Origin of the sequence: Paenarthrobacter histidinolovorans (assembly GCF_014647595.1) — a bacterium.
Taxonomy (GTDB): Bacteria; Actinomycetota; Actinomycetes; order Actinomycetales; family Micrococcaceae; genus Arthrobacter; species Arthrobacter histidinolovorans.
Genome location: NZ_BMPM01000005.1, coordinates 15,298 through 30,676, shown reverse-complemented (window position 1 = coordinate 30,676; position 15,379 = coordinate 15,298). Strand labels below are relative to the sequence as shown.

General features: G+C 65.4%; 16 protein-coding genes. 8 read left to right on the top strand and 8 right to left on the bottom strand.

What is annotated here, in order from left to right:
- Positions 1–19: 19 nt before the first annotated feature.
- Complete coding sequence (locus IEY62_RS12800) at positions 20–715, top strand: SDR family oxidoreductase (protein ID WP_189018410.1); 696 nt, start codon at positions 20–22, stop codon at positions 713–715.
- Here the strand turns inward: IEY62_RS12800 and IEY62_RS12795 are convergent.
- Complete coding sequence (locus IEY62_RS12795; RefSeq protein WP_229785273.1) at positions 681–1,847, bottom strand: glycosyltransferase family 9 protein; 1,167 nt, start codon at positions 1,845–1,847, stop codon at positions 681–683. The two genes, IEY62_RS12800 and IEY62_RS12795, sit on opposite strands and share 35 nt — an antisense overlap.
- Positions 1,848–1,958: 111 nt before the next feature.
- Between IEY62_RS12795 and rfaE2 the strand changes: the two genes are divergently transcribed.
- The gene (gene rfaE2 / locus IEY62_RS12790; RefSeq protein ID WP_189018408.1) at positions 1,959–3,500 is read left to right on the top strand and encodes a D-glycero-beta-D-manno-heptose 1-phosphate adenylyltransferase; all 1,542 of its coding nucleotides are present in this window, start codon (positions 1,959–1,961) and stop codon (positions 3,498–3,500) included.
- A 10-nt stretch (positions 3,501–3,510) separates the two neighbouring features.
- The gene (locus tag IEY62_RS12785) at positions 3,511–4,545 is read left to right on the top strand and encodes an NAD-dependent epimerase/dehydratase family protein (RefSeq protein WP_189018406.1); all 1,035 of its coding nucleotides are present in this window, start codon (positions 3,511–3,513) and stop codon (positions 4,543–4,545) included.
- Between the two features lie 12 nt (positions 4,546–4,557).
- Here IEY62_RS12785 and IEY62_RS12780 read toward each other — a convergent pair whose 3' ends face one another.
- Entirely contained in the window at positions 4,558–5,640 is a 1,083-nt protein-coding gene (locus IEY62_RS12780) for an FUSC family protein (protein ID WP_229785272.1), read from the bottom strand.
- A gap of 183 nt (positions 5,641–5,823) precedes the next feature.
- On the opposite strand from IEY62_RS12780, the gene IEY62_RS12775 reads away from it, so the two are divergent.
- The 3 genes from IEY62_RS12775 to IEY62_RS12765 are packed head-to-tail and all read left to right on the top strand — an operon-like array spanning position 5,824 to position 7,816.
- The gene (locus IEY62_RS12775) at positions 5,824–6,816 is read left to right on the top strand and encodes a hypothetical protein (RefSeq protein WP_189018404.1); all 993 of its coding nucleotides are present in this window, start codon (positions 5,824–5,826) and stop codon (positions 6,814–6,816) included.
- Complete coding sequence (locus IEY62_RS12770) at positions 6,813–7,244, top strand: phage holin family protein (RefSeq protein ID WP_189018402.1); 432 nt, start codon at positions 6,813–6,815, stop codon at positions 7,242–7,244. Before IEY62_RS12775 ends, IEY62_RS12770 begins: the two co-directional genes overlap by 4 nt.
- Entirely contained in the window at positions 7,241–7,816 is a 576-nt protein-coding gene (locus IEY62_RS12765) for a DUF3618 domain-containing protein (RefSeq protein ID WP_189018400.1), read from the top strand. The genes IEY62_RS12770 and IEY62_RS12765 overlap by 4 nt, the downstream gene beginning before the upstream one ends.
- A gap of 109 nt (positions 7,817–7,925) precedes the next feature.
- On the opposite strand, the gene IEY62_RS12760 is transcribed toward IEY62_RS12765, so the two are convergent.
- The 6 genes from IEY62_RS12760 to IEY62_RS12735 all read right to left on the bottom strand — a co-directional run bounded on the left by IEY62_RS12760 (position 7,926) and on the right by IEY62_RS12735 (position 12,476).
- A complete protein-coding gene (locus IEY62_RS12760; RefSeq protein ID WP_189018398.1) occupies positions 7,926–8,525 on the bottom strand; it encodes a hypothetical protein in 600 nt (199 codons plus the stop codon).
- Between the two features lie 93 nt (positions 8,526–8,618).
- Positions 8,619–9,254 carry a hypothetical protein gene (locus tag IEY62_RS12755; protein WP_189018396.1) on the bottom strand — a complete coding sequence of 212 codons (636 nt, stop codon included), beginning with the start codon at positions 9,252–9,254 and terminating at the stop codon, positions 8,619–8,621.
- Entirely contained in the window at positions 9,241–9,876 is a 636-nt protein-coding gene (locus tag IEY62_RS12750) for a hypothetical protein (RefSeq protein ID WP_189018394.1), read from the bottom strand. The genes IEY62_RS12755 and IEY62_RS12750 overlap by 14 nt, the downstream gene beginning before the upstream one ends.
- A gap of 46 nt (positions 9,877–9,922) precedes the next feature.
- The gene (locus IEY62_RS12745) at positions 9,923–10,750 is read right to left on the bottom strand and encodes a hypothetical protein (protein ID WP_189018392.1); all 828 of its coding nucleotides are present in this window, start codon (positions 10,748–10,750) and stop codon (positions 9,923–9,925) included.
- Positions 10,747–11,760: a hypothetical protein gene (locus IEY62_RS12740; RefSeq protein ID WP_189018389.1), complete on the bottom strand. Its 1,014-nt coding sequence runs from the start codon at positions 11,758–11,760 to the stop codon at positions 10,747–10,749. Before IEY62_RS12740 ends, IEY62_RS12745 begins: the two co-directional genes overlap by 4 nt.
- A 224-nt stretch (positions 11,761–11,984) precedes the next feature.
- Positions 11,985–12,476: an inorganic diphosphatase gene (locus IEY62_RS12735; protein WP_039239147.1), complete on the bottom strand. Its 492-nt coding sequence runs from the start codon at positions 12,474–12,476 to the stop codon at positions 11,985–11,987.
- 212 nt (positions 12,477–12,688) lie between these two features.
- Here IEY62_RS12735 and dacB point away from each other — a divergent pair, with 212 nt between their 5' ends.
- Both dacB and IEY62_RS12725 read left to right on the top strand, forming a co-directional pair.
- On the top strand, positions 12,689–14,134 hold the full coding sequence (dacB, locus tag IEY62_RS12730) for a D-alanyl-D-alanine carboxypeptidase/D-alanyl-D-alanine endopeptidase (RefSeq protein ID WP_189018960.1): 1,446 nt from the start codon (positions 12,689–12,691) through the stop codon (positions 14,132–14,134).
- A 61-nt stretch (positions 14,135–14,195) separates the two neighbouring features.
- A complete protein-coding gene (locus IEY62_RS12725; protein ID WP_189018386.1) occupies positions 14,196–15,317 on the top strand; it encodes a zinc-dependent metalloprotease in 1,122 nt (373 codons plus the stop codon).
- Positions 15,318–15,379: the final 62 nt, after the last annotated feature.

Here is a 15,379-nt window from a genome sequence, read left to right as displayed (position 1 = left end):
GATCAACGAAAGGAACCGCATGAACACGCAAACACCAGGACGCGTCATCGTCACCGGAGGCGGCTCCGGCCTTGGCGCTGCAATCGTGGAAGCCATCCGCGACGCCGGTGGCACACCGTTCGTTTTCGACCGGGATGTCAGCAACGTGTCCGGCGCCAAGGCACTGGAAGTGGACGTCTCCAACCGGCAAGCCGTGGAAGCCGCCGTCAAGGAAGCCGCCGAAACCCTGGGCGGCCTGGACGGGGTGGTCACGGCTGCAGGCATTGACCGCTGCGGCAAGTTGGGCGACGTCCCGGCAGAGGAATGGGAAAAGGTCATCGGCGTGAACCTCCTGGGCACCGTTTCCGTGGTCCGGGCAGCCCTGCCATACCTCAAGGGTTCCCGCGGCCGGGCCGTCACCATCGCCTCAACGCTGGGGCTGAGGGCTTTGCCGGATGCCACCGCGTACTGTGCGTCAAAGTTCGGCGTGATCGGTTTCAGCCGCGCGCTCGCGGCAGAAACCGGGGGCGTCATCGGGGTTACCATCATCATCCCGGGCGGCATGAAGACCCATTTCTTCGATGACCGGGACGAACAGTACAAGCCACAGGACGATTCCAAGCTCAACGATCCCGCCAATGTGGCGCAGGCCGTGGTCTTCGCGCTCTCCCAGCCGTTCGGCAGCGAGGTCCGCGAACTCCTTATTTGCCCCGCAGAAGAAGGCTCGTGGCCGTAAGGTCCAGCACGTCCTGAACCACGTCGGCCACGGCGATGCCCCTGATCAGGGTGTCGTCGTGGCCGCAGTGCGGTGCCGTCCAGCCAACCTGGGTGATATCCGCTCCGCACCGCGGGCACCGGGTCAGCCAGGACATATGGACGCGGTGCATGCTGCGGCCGCGGGGGCCGGCATTGATGGCGTTGCCCACCCAGAAGATCCCCACCGTGGGAGTGCCCAGTGCTTGGGCCAGATGTCGTGGACCGCTGTCACTGGCCAGCATCACCGAAGCTTCTGCCAGCAAGGCCGCCAGATCTCCGATGTCGAGTTCACCGGCCACGGAGGTCACGGCCTGTCGGCTGGCGGCCGGCAATGCGCGGACCGCCAGTTCCGCTACTCCCTGCGCCAGGGCCTTTTCCGACCGGTCACCCACTATCAGTACTTGGGCACCGTCGGCGGCCAGTCCCGCCGCGGCTTTGGCAAAGTACGACGCCGGCCATCGCCTTCGCGGATCGGTGGCACCCGGGTGGACCACCACCAACGAGGACCGCTGCGGATCCCTTAAGCCCACGATGTTCCGCTGATGCTCCGGCTTGGGGAACAGGGGAGGGGCGACGACGGCGGGAGCCCCCGCCAAACCCGCTACCTCCAGCCAGCGCTCCGGCTCGTTCTGGTAGTAGATGTAGTCGAGGTTCCGCTCCAACGGCTCCGCGTCCTTGGTGCGGGTACCCGCGGTGTGCCGTGCACCCAGCCGAAGCAGGAAAGGGTTGGAGAACCGACCACCGCCATGCATTTGGAGAGCGAGATCGAACTTCCTCGCCTGCATCGCCTTGAAGAAGGCCTCCTGCGCCGCGACGTCCTCGGCGTCGTCGTCGAAGCGCTCGCCGTTTCGGGGACCGTCGTGGACACCGCGCGCCACCGGCAGCAATTCGACGTCGTCTACCGGACCGTCCGTAGCGGTCGCCACGGCTGCGTGTACGGGCGTGCCCAGCAGTGTGACTGTCGCCTGGGGATATGCGGTCTTCAGCGCATTCAGGGCGGGGTAGGTGTAGATCAGGTCCCCCAGTCCGCCGCCCCTGAGCACCGCGATCCGTTGTACGTCACGGAACTTTTCCAGCACTGGCCCCATGCCGGGACACAAACGAACATCCATGGGCGGTTTCTTTCTTCAAGGTAGCGAAAACTCCCGGGTCCGGCGTGTGAAGCGCGTGCCGCGGGGTACCTGTCGGGAACAGGAACATGCCGTTCTACCGGAAGGTACCCCATGGCACACCTATCCAATCAAGAAGGTCTGGCTGACTGGTTGCCGGGCCGTTTGGCCGAGGAACGCCCCGTGGTGACGGTCATCGGCGACTCCATTCTTGATGGTTGGTGGGATGGAACCATTGAGCGGTTCTGCCGCGAAGCCCCGGCGCCCGTAGTCCAGGTCCACCGCCGGGATTTCGCGCCCGGCGGTGCCGCCAACACCGCGATGAACCTCGCAGCCCTGGGCGCGGACGTCCGTTTCGTGTCGTTGATTGGAGAGGACCCTGCCGGGGAAATACTGACCGGCGCCCTCCAAGCGGCAGGAGTGGACGTTTCCCACCTCGTCCGGCACCCGGACATGACCACCACCACCAAGTTCCGGGTGAGCAGCGCCGGGCAAGTGATGTTGCGACTGGACGACGCCGCCACGGAAGTCCCCGGCGAGGGCCTCAGGAAAATGGCCGGGACACTGCTGAAAGCCATTCGCGGCTCCGCTGCCGTGGTGCTTTGCGACTACGGCGCGGGGGCACTGGAAGGCCCGGTGCGCAGTGCGATCCTTGACCACTTGGCCGCCGGCGTTGATAGCGGCATGCCGGAGCCCCGGCAGAACACGCTTGTTGTGGTGGACGCCCACAACCCAGGCAGCTGGGCTGGACTCACACCGGACCTGGCTACCCCCAACGCCCAGGAAGCGGCCAGGCTGATCGGCGCGGAATTTCCGGGCGGTGCTGCGCGGTGCCCCTTCGTGGAAGCGCACGCTGACCAGCTCCTTCGCGCCTCAGGTGCGGCCGTCGTCGTCGTGACCCTTGACCGGGAGGGGACGCTGACCATCCGTCCGGACAGTACCCGATCAGAACCGGCAACCCACAGGACGTGGGCGCGCCCGCAAGCCGAGAAGCAGGCCTCGGGGGCCGGCGACACTTTCGTTGCCGCCCTGACCCTCGCCCGGGCGGCAGGCTTGCCACTGACCACCAGCGTCGATTTGGCCCAGGCCGCCGCGGACGTCGTGGTCCACAGGCCGGGTACTTCCGTGTGCACCACTGAAGAACTGGCCACGCACCTCCGCGGATTCGCCGATACCGCACTGACGGACACCCAGCTGGCCAGGCACATCCAGGAACACCGCAGCGAAGGGCGCAGGATCGTGCTCACCAACGGATGCTTCGATGTCCTCCACCGCGGCCACACCCGCTACCTGAACCAGGCCAAGCAACTGGGCGATGTCCTGGTGGTTGCCCTGAACAGCGATTCTTCAGTGCGGCAGCTCAAAGGCCCGGACCGTCCGGTCAATCACGAAGCCGACCGTGCCGCCGTCGTCGCCGCACTGAGCTGTGTTGACCACGTGACCATTTTTGACACCCCCACGCCCATCCCTCTCATCGAGCTCCTGCGGCCCGATGTCTACGCCAAGGGCGGCGATTACACGCCGGAGATGCTCCAGGAAACAGCGGCGGTGGAACGCTACGGCGGCACCGTGGCAATCCTGGATTACGTTCCCGAGCATTCCACCACAGCAGTGCTCGAACGCATCCGCTCAAGCGGCGAAAACCCGGAAGGCTGAGGAGCCACACATGCGCATTGCGATTATCGGAGCCACCGGACACGGCGGAACGGAACTGCTCAAACGGCTCCAGAGGGCACGTTCCGAAGAAGGCGCAGATCTGGAACTCGTGGGCGTGGTGCGGCGGAAACCGGATCCCGATGCCGCCCCCTACCACGGGGTGGAGTGGCACACGCTGGACATCGGCTCGGATACGGACCAGCCGGCGCTCGAAACCGCCCTCGCAGGTGCAGACGCCGTGGTGCACCTCGCGTGGCTCATCCAGCCCAACCACAACCGCGAACTGCTGGGACGCACCAACGTGGGCGGAACAGCCAACGTACTTGCCGCCGCGCGCAAAGCCGGTGTGGCGCACGTTGTCTGCGCGTCCTCGGTGGGGGCCTACTCGCCGGCGCCGAAGGACCAGCGGACCAAGGAAGGCTGGCCCACCGGCGGTATCCACGGCTCGCACTACAGTGTGGACAAAGCGGAGCAGGAACGACTCCTGGACGGATTTGCGAAAGAGAACCCGGACATCGTGGTGGCCCGTCTCCGGCCCGCCTTGATGTTCAGCTCCGGGGGCGGAAGCGAAGTGGGCCGCTATTTCCTGGGCAGGCTCCTGCCCCGTTTGGTACCGCGTAAACCATGGCTTCCGGTCCTGGCCATTCCCAAAGAGCTGGTGTTCCAGGCCGTGCACACGGCGGACGTCGCGGATGCATACTGGCGGGTGCTGGAGCACAGGGCCGAGGGAGCTTACAACATTGCCGCCGAGCCGGTGATCGACCCCAATGCGCTCGCGTGGACCTTCAAGGCCCGGCGCTTGCTGCCGTTCCCGCTTGCGGTGCTTCGCGCCGTCGTCGACGTCACGTGGCGGTTGCGCTTGCAGGTGACCGACGGCGGCTGGGTGGACATGGCGGCCAACGCGCCCATCATGGATTGCTCCCGCGCGCACAGCCTCCTGGGCTGGTCGCCGAGGCACTCCTCGCTGGAGTCCTTGGCGGAAATGCTGGAAGGGATCGGCGCGGGCAAGGGCCGGAGGGGTTCGCCGCCGCTCAGGCCGCGTTGAGGGGATTGCGAGCTAGTCCGAGGACAACACCACGGTCAGGATCCGGCGCAAGCTCATGGCCACTGAGGCCGGTGCGTTCACCGGGGATTGCCCGGCAGCGGCTTCGGCAACGGCGTCGCTGAGGGCTGCAATGCTGTCCTTTCCCCGTGCCAGGCGGTTGGCAAGTTCGCCGGACTCCGCATCGCGCCAGTGATCCACCACGGCCGCCACGGATTCCAAGGCTTCGGCCAAGGGATGCACCACGGCGTCAGGGATCACGGTCCCGGCGCCTTCTTCCCAGATGGCGCTGGCAAGCACATCGGTAATGTCCTGGACATGGAAGGTGAGCCGTTCGAGGGTCCGCAAACCTGCGAGGTCGCCCGGGAGGCGGGTGGCACGACGCCGGGACCGGGGATTCGCTTTGGCGCTCAGCTCGGCCTGATGCACCGCAGTCCGCACGGCTGCCGCCGTAAGTGACAGTTCGTCGCTGCGGCTGGCCCAGGCCTCGTGGTTGGGTGGCCAGGACTCTTCCATGGCTTTGGCCATGTCCTTGAGCTGGCGGGACAGGGCGCCTTGGTGGCCGGCGATGGCGGGGTCGATGTCGTCCAGGTGCAAAGGCGGGAAAATCAGCCAGTTGACGGCAAAGCCCACGGTCACGCCCAAAGCCATCTGGAGCACGTAGGCAAAGGAAAACCCTTCCGTGTTCGAGTCGCCCAGCACCAGAACGAATAACGCCGCCATGGGGATCCATTCGGACGCTGTCCCCAGCCGTGGTAGGCCGCCGATGAGCACTCCCAGGCCCACCACCACGGCAACAGCCAGGGCCGTGGGCGCTGCGACGGTGGTGATGGCGAAGGCCATGCCGATTCCCAGGACCAGGCCCGCCAGGCTCTGGAGTCCGTGCTTGGCGGAGTCGGCCACGGTGGGGTGCATGCTCACCAGGGCGCCCAGAGGCGCATAGTACGGATACTCGGCAGCGGGTCCGGGCATGAAGGGTGCAAGGTACCAGGCCAGGCCTGCTGCGACGGCCGTTTTGGCGGCGAAGAGCAGGCGGTGGCGGGTCACGGTTTTTCGTAGCGCGGGAATCAGCCGTCGCCTTGTGGGCAGTTGGCTCATGGGACCTACGTTGGCAGGTATGACGTGCTGTGTCGAGCCGGGAGCCCGGAAAGTGGGCCACGCCATCTTTTCAAAAATGGGGTGATTAGAACCGGAACAACCGGGTACTCACCCATTGATAGTAACGATACTTACTATCCCGGCTGCTGTCCGCAGCCTGCCAACTGTGGAAAGAGAGCGACAATGACTGAGAGCCAATCGCCGCAGGACGGAAGCTTCGCGGCGCCAACCACTGGTACTCATACAGGCACCGAACCTTTCGCCGGAAACTACCTCGACTCCGATGTTGAGACCCGGACTGCCGGAACCACCGGAACTCCCGGTGGATCGGGAACCGGTATCGGGATCGGGGCCGGAACCGGATCCGGCGACTCCGGCAAGGTAGATGCTGCCAAGGAAGAAGCTGCAGGGGTGGCTGGGGCTGTGTCGGACGCTGCCGGGGGTGTCGTCGACACTGCAAAGTCCGAAGCCGGCCACGTAGCCCGCGAGGTCAAGGTGAACGCGCGCCAGCTGCTCCACCAGACCAAGGGCGAACTGTCCGACCAAGCCCAGGTTCAGCAGCAGCGCGTTGCCGAGGGCTTGCGGTCCATCTCCGACGAACTGCACACCATGGCCAACGCCAGCCAGGATGGCGGAGTCGCCACGGACTTGGTCCAGCAGGCAGCCCAACGTTCATCCGCTGTGGCCCAGTGGCTTGAAGGCCGCGATCCGGGATCCCTGTTGGATGAAGTCAAGGGCTTCGCCCGCCGCAAGCCTGGAACGTTCCTCCTGCTGGCCGCCGGAGCCGGTGTCCTCGCCGGCCGTCTCGGCCGGGGCATGGCCGACAACGCGTCTGCGGGCGACTCGACGGGCGAAACCAACCGGGCCGCAACGCAGGCACCCCGTGCCGCCTACTACCCCACGCAGGGCTACCCCGCGCAGGGTGGGGCAGTGTCGCCCCCGGCAGTGGACCTTCCGGGACCGACCACCACCACGGCCGGCTACGGAACCGCAACCACGGGTTCCGCCACAACCGGATACGACGCCGGAACCACCGGCGGCTACGACGGCTCCACCCTTCCCTATCCGGAGACTGATGCCGGCGGAGTCAAGGCGCAGGGCGATCCGCTTGCTGGACCCCTCGACCCGACTGGACCGCTCGACCCGGACGACCCCCAGTACGGAGGTTCCCGATGAGCAGTCCCGCCGACCTGCCTCCCACAGAAGCCCACATGAAGGCGGAAACCCTTCCCCTTGGCGAGCTCCTGAGCGACCTGACGCGTGATGTCTCAACGTTGATGCGCCAGGAAGTGGAGCTGGCAAAGGTGGAGCTCAAGGAGTCCGCCACCAAAGCCGGTAAGGGCGCCGGCATGATGGCCGGAGCCGCTTGGGCTGGTCACATCACCGTGCTGTTCCTGTCCATTGCCCTCTGGTGGGCCTTGGGTCTGCTGGTCGGCCTCGGCTGGTCCGCCGTGATCGTTGCGGTCATCTGGGGAATCATTGCAGCAGTCCTGGCCGTGATGGGCCGCAAGGAGCTGAATGCCATCAAGGGCATGCCGCGCACGGCTGAGACAGTCAAGGAAATACCCCCCGCTTTGAAACCGAACACCGAGGAGACACGATGACGCAGAACCCCGACGCCCTGCGCGCCGATATCGAAGAAACCCGCCGGCGGCTCAGCACCAACGTTGATGCCGTGGCCGACAAGGTCACGCCGTCACACATCGTTAACCGACGCGTGGACAAGATCAAGACGGCCGTCTTCGGCGCCCGCGATGACGTTCAGGACCGGGCTGGCGACGTAGCCCACCAGGCGCACGAATCGGTGTCCGGCGTCGTGTCGGACATCGGCGATGCACCCCAGGCGATCGCAAGGAAGGCGCAAGGAAGCCCGATTGCCGCCGGTTTGATCGCCTTTGGGGCGGGCCTGCTGGTTTCGGCTTTGATCCCGCCGTCGGAGAAGGAGCGCGAGGCTGCCCAGGCGGTCAAGGAAGCGGCCCAGCCCCTGACGGAGGAACTCAGCCACGCTGCCCAGGAGGTCGCGGAACATCTTCGCGAGCCCGCCCAGGACGCCATGCAGAACGTCAAGGACAGCGCCACGGAAGCCGCGGCCAACGTCAAGGATGAGGGCCAGGCGGCCGCCGCCGACGTCCAGGACCGTGCCAACGTTGCCAAGGACCACATCAGCAACCAGTAAGTCCCAACGCTGACCCAACTGAGTCGCAGATAACGCCGTTCTGAGCCCTCAAAACGGCGTTATTTGCGACTCAGTTGGGTTTGCTGTGTGCAATCAGCGGACGGTGGATTCAGCGCACTTCGAGGATCATCTGCAGCAGCCGGGCGGCGGCCGGGCGTGCTGCGTGCTCTTCAGCCCATTGCGCCCGGGCCAGCGTTTTGCTGACAGCTTGCGTGGTGATCCCGAGTTCCTGCGCAACGGCTTTTTGCTGGCCGCGGACTCCGGGCGTGAGAAGATCCAGTACGCGCCATTCTGCGGTACTGCGGTGCTGGACGATGTGGCCCAGAAGGCGCAACACGGCTTCAGCCTCGGAGGCCAGTGCGATCAGAGGGCCATCCACGGCAACCGGGATCCGCTCCTTGCTGGCCCGGAGCCTGTCCACGGCACGCCTGGCATAGACCAGCCCATGGCCTGATGCGTCTTTCACCAGGTTGGGCAGCGGTTCGTTGATGGGACCCACGCCAATTCCCACATACCACTGGCCGGAACGGAGCGCGATCAAAGCGGTCTCCACGGCTTGGTGGCTGGATTCCACGATGCCCTGTACTTCATCCTCAACCGAGCGGTCGAAATCCAGGCGGGCAGGGATGTGCCGCAGGTCCTTGAGCAACTGCGGCACAAGATCGCCGTCGCGGCGGCTGTCGCGCTGGTTGATGGTGAGAGTGAACATAGTGGATCACATGCTACCGGCTGGTAGCAGCTCTGCAAGGGCAAAATTGCCCTGTTACTTGCTTCGTGACGGGCCCGCCGAACCTCGGGCAGCTCAGTCCAGGGCGGTGGGTCCAGTCAGTACGACGGCGGGCAGCGCGCCTGCCGCTGTAAGGCCTGCGCCGGGTGTGCCGGTGTCCCGCATGGCTCCCTGGATGGCCGTGACCAGTGGGCCCGGATCCTCGTTGGTGGCAAAGACCCAGAACGTATCCCGGGCCTGGAAAACCACAGCGTTTCTGCCGCCCGCACCCAGGGAAACCTTGTTCCTTGCCACCAGGCGCCTGTCCGGATCAGTGTTGTCGGCCGTGGTCACGGCCTTCAGGGTCCCAGGTACGAGATCGGTCCAGGGAAACACCAACCGGGTGCTCTTTTGCGAGTACTTGGCCACGATTCCCTGGTCAAAGACCAGGATCTTCCGGAAACTGCCCAAGAGGGTCATGGTCCACAGAACCAGGCCGGTCAAGGTGCTGGCGACCACGAACAGTACGGGGTCACTGAAATGTCCGGCCTCCCTGGTGGAGCGGAGCGGGCTGACGAATTCGGCGATGCTTCCAAAGAGGAATCCAACCAGCAGGCAGGGGATCAGTGCCTTCCAGTAGATGCGCAGCGAAGAAGCGACATATCGGAGTCGCCCAAGATCGGGCCCCAGCCGGCGCTCAACCCGACGTACCAGCCAGTTACGGCCGCGCATCCGGGCGCTGGCCGTAGAGGTTGGGCAGGTTTTGCTGCTGGGCGGCGGCGGCTTGCTCCGCGGCAACGACTTTGGGGTCGGGGACTGGTTGCTGGCCATTGGCGATGCCGGAGCGGCGATCCATGGCGGCAAACTTCGGGTCCCAGGTGTCATCTCCGCCGCCGCTGAGGGCTGCGGCGATAACCATCACCACGAAGAACGGGAAGAACGACCAGCAGATGGCGCGCCATCCGCCCAGCCACGCACCCGCCGTCGTGCCGTTCTTGATCCTTACCGAACGCATGCCTGCCGCGGCGTCACCGACGCTGCCCACAGTTCCCCAGATCATGCCGTAGACGAACAGGTCCACAAACCAGAGGACTACGTAGAGGGTCAGCCAGAAACCGTCGTTGTATCCGAGCGTCGAACCACTGTCCATCATGGACTCACGGACAACGGCCGCGACGGCTGCCAGGATGACATAGCCCACCAGGAAGACCACCGCGTCCAGCACACGGCCCCAAAAATGGGCCGCTCCGGACGCTTTGACGAAGTACGCGCCGGTATCAGGGTGGCGGCGTACGGCACGTCCGGTGAGGGGGTCCACCATTCCGGTTGCGGTTGTGGGCTTCGTAGCGCTCATGAGGGGCTTTCGGTTCGACGGCGGGTTGCGGCGTGGGTGCGGAGGATCAGGCCAGCCCGGCAAGTCCGCCCAGCACGCGGGCCAAGGACGGAGCCGACGTTTCCTTCAATTCAAAGGACAGGCCCTGGCCCTGGCCCTGCTCCGGAAGGCCCTGCTCAGGAAGGCCCGGTTCCTGCGAGCCTTCCACGCGCGGCGTCAGCACGTGGACTCCGGACGGACCGGTGTAGACAGTGACGGTGGGAAATTCGTTGGTGTCGGAGTTGAACGCGACAACGTTGCTTGCGGCCTGCGTATCGGCCAGGGCCGTGGCCGCATGGGCCTCAAACTGGGCTTCCGTGTAGAGTGCCGGGTCCGAGTCCCGGGCGGCCACGTGCTCCGGGTCCACGAATTCGGCCAGGCGCGGCACCAGTTGGTCCCGGGTGACAACGGTGAAGCCGTGAAGGCCGCCTTCGTCCACTTCTTCCAGCAGGACGCCCTCGTCATGGACGTAGCCATAAAGCCAGCGCTTGCCGGTGGAGACGGTGCGTTCAACGGAGACAACGTTGCTGCCGCTGCGGCGAAGGGTCAGGGCGCCGGTGATTTCCTCGGTGGCGTGCAAGCGGGAGGGCTCCGTTTCGCCTTCGAAGATCACCGGGTAGACAAGCTCCTTGGCGAGCAGTCCACGCAGGGCAACAGCGCACATGATGTCCTTGTTGGCTTCCTGGGCTGAGAGCCACGGCAATGCCACCAGTTGCTCGTGCTGGACGCCGTCCAGTGCCACAACTTCCTCATCGGTCAGCGTGGGCAGGGGCGCTCCGATGGCGCTGGCTGACGCCAGGACCATGGCCGCGGCCTGGACGTCCCGTTCGGTCCAATTCATGGTGCTCGTTGTCATCCGAAGATCCCTCCGACAAAGTTTCCGACCGACTTGGCGGCATTACTGACTCCGTCTGCCACCTTACTGCCTACATCCTTGGCGAAATTGCCCACTTCCTTGGCGCCGTCGGCTATGTAACTGCCGGGGTTGCGGGCAAAGTTGGAAATGGAATCCCAATTGTCAGCCACCAGGTTGCCCAGCGCCCACGCCCCGGCCACCAGTCCGGCGCCAATGACGATCGGCGCGCCGATGGGGCCAAGAAGGGCCGCGCCGCCGGCCGTCATGAGCATGATGCTGCCCACGCCGCCCACCACGGACAGCCCGCCGGCGACCCGGTCGCCGGTTCCGCGCCAGCCGTCGTGCTGGGGGCTGATCATGTCGCTGATGCCGCCCACGATGTTCAAGGGCGCAGCCACAGCCCCGGCGATCCGGAGCCCCTTGGAGAACTTGCTCGCCTCCTGGAATGCCGTGCTGTAGGGGATGTTGGCTTTGAGGTCGGTAATGACGTCCGTGACCTTTTCGCCGTTGCGCAGCGCAGTGATGCCGTCCCGGAGCACCGTGCCACCCGCGCGCCAGTTGGTCAGGATTTCCTTGGTCTGTCCGTACCGCAGGTGCCGGGGAATGACGTTCCCGGCGGCGTCCGGCTTGACCGGCAGGAGGTATTTGAAGGCCGTCCACAACGGTGCAGCCACACCTTTGGCGCCCATGGCGGTGTCGTAGACATCTTTGAGGACGCCCACCGAGGTGCCCGAGCCGTCATTGTGGCTGGCGAACTCCTGCTGGTTGGCGTGCTTCTTGAGCTGGCTCGCGTTTTCGCGGAGCATGGTGGCGGCCTTGACCAGGCTTTGCCGGTGTTGGCTGTTCCAGTCGCCCTTGAAGACGGTGGCGTCGCGGCCCTGCCAGGCGGTTGTGGAATTGATCGCGTTGGACAGCTGTGTGCTTTGCAGGCCGATGGCGTCGGCGGCTTTGCCCATCACACCCGCCAGACTGCGAAGCTGCGCGATGTCCGCGCCGTAGAACCCGGCCATGTGGAACCCCCTGTGTGCCAAGCATCGAAAAAGTCTCGTCCCAGCCTAGGGTGACCCGCGAGCCGGCGCGATGGGGAGTCATGCCCATCAAAGCAACGCGGGGTCACTTATGGCCCATTCGGGGGTCGAACATGGGCCATAAGTGACCCCGCGTTGCTTTAAAAGGCACGACGGCGGGTGGCGGGGTTCCTGGGGAACTCCACCACCCTCCGTCGTGGTTCGCGTTAGTGGCCTGCGGCCGGAACGTAGCGCTTGATGGAAGCTTCCAGTTCGGCCTCGGCAGCGGCGCGGTCGCCCCAGCCCTCAGCCTTGACCCACTTGCCGGGCTCCAGGTCCTTGTAGCGCGTGAAGAAGTGCTCGATTTCCTTGATCAGGAATTCGCTGACGTCGCTGACTTCCTGGATGTGGTCAAAACGTGCGTCAACGGGAACGCAGAGGACCTTGGCATCTCCGCCGCCGTCGTCGGTCATGTTGAACACGCCGATGGGGCGGGATTCGACGATGACGCCCGGGTGGAGGTCAAAGTCCTGCAGGAGCACCAGTGCGTCCAGCGGGTCGCCGTCTTCGCCCAGGGTGTTCTCGAAGAAACCGTAGTGCGTGGGGTACTGCATGGAGGTGAACAGGACGCGGTCCAGGCGGACACGGCCGGTTTCGTGGTCAACTTCGTACTTGACGCGCGATCCCTTGGGGATCTCGATGGTCACGTCGTGCTTCATGGAATGCTCCTTGACGGGTGTGGGTGGGGCGTTGCTCCGCCGAAGCGGCCGCCACGGGTGACGGTGCCTCAGGCAGGCTGCTTAGCCCGGGGCTGGCGGCAGGCAAAAGTACAGCCGGTGCCGCCGACTACTATTGAGGATATAGCGAGAGACCCGGGTTTCTTGAACCGGCGGGGACATTTCAGGACTGACAGGACCAAGCAACTTCCATGATGGGCGTTAAAAACGGGGGTGCCCGGAAGAGGGTGCCCACGGCGTGGGGCCGCTTGATGTGGCCGGTGCTGTTGGCAGTGGTCCTGCTGTGTGTCGGCGCCGTCGTGGTGTCCGGGATGGTTCCCGGCCTGTTCAGTGCGCCCCGGCCTGCACCGTCGATCCCCGCCTGGCAGCAGCAACCCACGCAACTTTCCGGTTCCAGCGCACTGCTTCCCCTGGACACCAAAGCCCCGGTGCCTGTGCCGGCAGAGGTTGCGAAGCTCCTGGACGGGACACTCAAGCCGGATGGCGCGGGCAATATCAGTGGCGTGGTCATGGACGCCCTCACCGGGCAGGTCCTGTTCGACCGCGACGCCAACGCCAACAGGATCCCGGCGTCCAACATGAAATTGTTGACCGCCGTGGCAGCCCTGAAGGCACTCGGCCCCGAAACACGGTTCACCACCAAGGTGCTCGGATCCGACAATCCCTCCACAGTGGTCCTGACCGGCGGCGGGGACGTGCTGCTTGGTGACTCCGCGTCCGACCCCTCCGCCGTTCTTGGTCATGCGGGCCTGGCCTCCCTGGCTTCGGACACTGCGGCAGCGCTGGCAGCATCGGGCGTGCAGGGTCCCGTCACCGTGCAGGTGGACGATTCCTTCTACAGCGGACCTGCCCTGAACCCGGCCTGGAGCCTCGACGACGTGGCAGCCGGCGAAACGGCCCCCTTGTATTCCCTCGCGCTGAACTCCGGACGCTATTCACCCGGCGTTGAAACGGGTCCCAGGCCCCAGGACTCGGCCATGACCACCGCCCAGGCTTTCGCCGCGCAGTTGGCGGCGGCCGGGGTCGCGGTGAGTCCCGGCGTCGAACGCGCCAAAGGACTCCCCATCAAAGTCCTCGCCGCCGCTGAATCCGCCACCGTCAGCGAGCAAGTGGACCTGATGCTGGAGACCTCCGATAACTTCCTGGCCGAGGCCCTCGGGCGGATGACCGCCTCCGCCAGCGGCAAGGAAACCACGTACGACGCCGCCACTGCAGCCGTGCGGCAAAGGCTGGGGGAGTTGGGGATCACCACGGACACGATGCTTCTGGCCGACGTTTCGGGACTGGCCCTGGAGAACCAGGTCAGTGCCCGGCAGTTCGCCGAGGTCGTCCGGGCCATCACCAGTGGTACGGATCCTGCGCTTCGCTCAGCCCTGGAGGGTTTCCCGGTGGCGGGCCTTACCGGCACGCTGAACGACAGGTACGGCGACGCCAGTACCGCCGGGGGAGCGGGACTGGTCCGCGCCAAGACTGGAACCCTCAACACCGTCATCGCCCTGAGCGGTTACGTAGTGGACGCGGATGGGCGGCTCCTGGTGTTCTCCTTCATCGGCAACGGACTGGACCCGGGGGCGGCCGGCAACAAAGTTGCCATGGACCGTTCCGCATCCGTGCTGGCGTCGTGCGGGTGCCGGGGCTGAATGCTCCGCGTCGAGCGAACTTAAGGGTCCACTGTCAGCCACGTGTGGTGTGATGGACCGTATGGTGTCATCTGCCCGCGAATCGTCAGCAGGGGCCCAGTCCCTGATCAATTGGGACCTGGCCGCCGCTACGGCTGCCCGGCTTGCCCCTCCCGGCCCTGAGCTCAGCGCCGGGGAAATCGGCAAGGCGGTAGAGAACCTGCGCTTCAACGCGGATATCTCCGTTCCCCACGTGCACGACATCACCGGCCTGGACGCCGCGCGGGACCTGCGCGACTCCCATGTCCTGGTGGTGGACCGTGCCTCGTGGTCCAAGGCCAATACCCAGAGCTTCTCAGTGATGCTCCAGCCCGCGTTGCAGAAAATGCTGGAAAGCCGCAGCGGCGTTGCCATGACCCCGGCCGCAGCTGCCGCCAGCGGGGCCATCACCGGAACCCAGCTCGGCGCCGTACTGGCCTTCCTCTCCAGTAAAGTCCTTGGCCAGTATGATCCTTTCGCGGCCCTGGCACCCGATTCCACTGTGCCCCCGGGCGGCCGGCTCCTCCTCGTAGCGCCCAACATCATCTCCGTGGAACGCGAACTCAATGTCCACCCGGACGACTTCCGCCTCTGGGTGTGCCTCCACGAGCAAACACACCGCGTCCAGTTCGCGGCTGCACCCTGGCTCAGACACCACATGCTCGACGAAATCGAGAAACTCAGCGGCAACCTCCTGGGCAACATGGACTCCCTGGTGGAACGGGCCGGTGCTGTGGCCAAGTCCCTGCGCGACCGCACCCCCACGGAAAAGACCCCGGGCCGTGGCGCCATTCTGGACCTCCTGCAGAACCCCGAAGAAAAAGCATCCCTCTCCCACATCACCGCTGTGATGAGCCTCCTCGAAGGCCACGCCAACGTGGTGATGGATGCCGTGGATTCCAGCATCGTCCCCTCCGTGAAGACCATCCGCCAGCGATTCAACGACCGCGGCAAGGACCGGGGCGTAGTGGAGAAGTTCATCCGCAACCTCCTGGGCCTGGATGCCAAGATGCGCCAATACACCGACGGCGCAAAGTTCGTCCGCGAAGTTGTTGCCGTGGCCGGTATGGACGGTTTCAACAGGGTCTGGGAATCCGCCGAGCACTTGCCCACCGAGGAAGAAATCCACAACTCACGGCTGTGGCTCGAGCGGATGGGCCTTTGAGCCTTCCGGCCGGTTCCGGTGTTGGTGCAGGAAGCGTTGGTCCAGCCGGCAAAGGCCGACGC

Coding starts and splice junctions, on each gene's coding strand:
- IEY62_RS12800 (WP_189018410.1), top strand. CDS start 20: ATGAACACGCAAACACCAGGACGCGTCATCGTCACCGGAGGCGGCTCC.
- IEY62_RS12795 (WP_229785273.1), bottom strand. CDS start 1,847: ATGGATGTTCGTTTGTGTCCCGGCATGGGGCCAGTGCTGGAAAAGTTC.
- rfaE2 (WP_189018408.1), top strand. CDS start 1,959: ATGGCACACCTATCCAATCAAGAAGGTCTGGCTGACTGGTTGCCGGGC.
- IEY62_RS12785 (WP_189018406.1), top strand. CDS start 3,511: ATGCGCATTGCGATTATCGGAGCCACCGGACACGGCGGAACGGAACTG.
- IEY62_RS12780 (WP_229785272.1), bottom strand. CDS start 5,640: ATGAGCCAACTGCCCACAAGGCGACGGCTGATTCCCGCGCTACGAAAA.
- IEY62_RS12775 (WP_189018404.1), top strand. CDS start 5,824: ATGACTGAGAGCCAATCGCCGCAGGACGGAAGCTTCGCGGCGCCAACC.
- IEY62_RS12770 (WP_189018402.1), top strand. CDS start 6,813: ATGAGCAGTCCCGCCGACCTGCCTCCCACAGAAGCCCACATGAAGGCG.
- IEY62_RS12765 (WP_189018400.1), top strand. CDS start 7,241: ATGACGCAGAACCCCGACGCCCTGCGCGCCGATATCGAAGAAACCCGC.
- IEY62_RS12760 (WP_189018398.1), bottom strand. CDS start 8,525: ATGTTCACTCTCACCATCAACCAGCGCGACAGCCGCCGCGACGGCGAT.
- IEY62_RS12755 (WP_189018396.1), bottom strand. CDS start 9,254: ATGCGCGGCCGTAACTGGCTGGTACGTCGGGTTGAGCGCCGGCTGGGG.
- IEY62_RS12750 (WP_189018394.1), bottom strand. CDS start 9,876: ATGAGCGCTACGAAGCCCACAACCGCAACCGGAATGGTGGACCCCCTC.
- IEY62_RS12745 (WP_189018392.1), bottom strand. CDS start 10,750: ATGACAACGAGCACCATGAATTGGACCGAACGGGACGTCCAGGCCGCG.
- IEY62_RS12740 (WP_189018389.1), bottom strand. CDS start 11,760: ATGGCCGGGTTCTACGGCGCGGACATCGCGCAGCTTCGCAGTCTGGCG.
- IEY62_RS12735 (WP_039239147.1), bottom strand. CDS start 12,476: ATGAAGCACGACGTGACCATCGAGATCCCCAAGGGATCGCGCGTCAAG.
- dacB (WP_189018960.1), top strand. CDS start 12,689: ATGGGCGTTAAAAACGGGGGTGCCCGGAAGAGGGTGCCCACGGCGTGG.
- IEY62_RS12725 (WP_189018386.1), top strand. CDS start 14,196: ATGGTGTCATCTGCCCGCGAATCGTCAGCAGGGGCCCAGTCCCTGATC.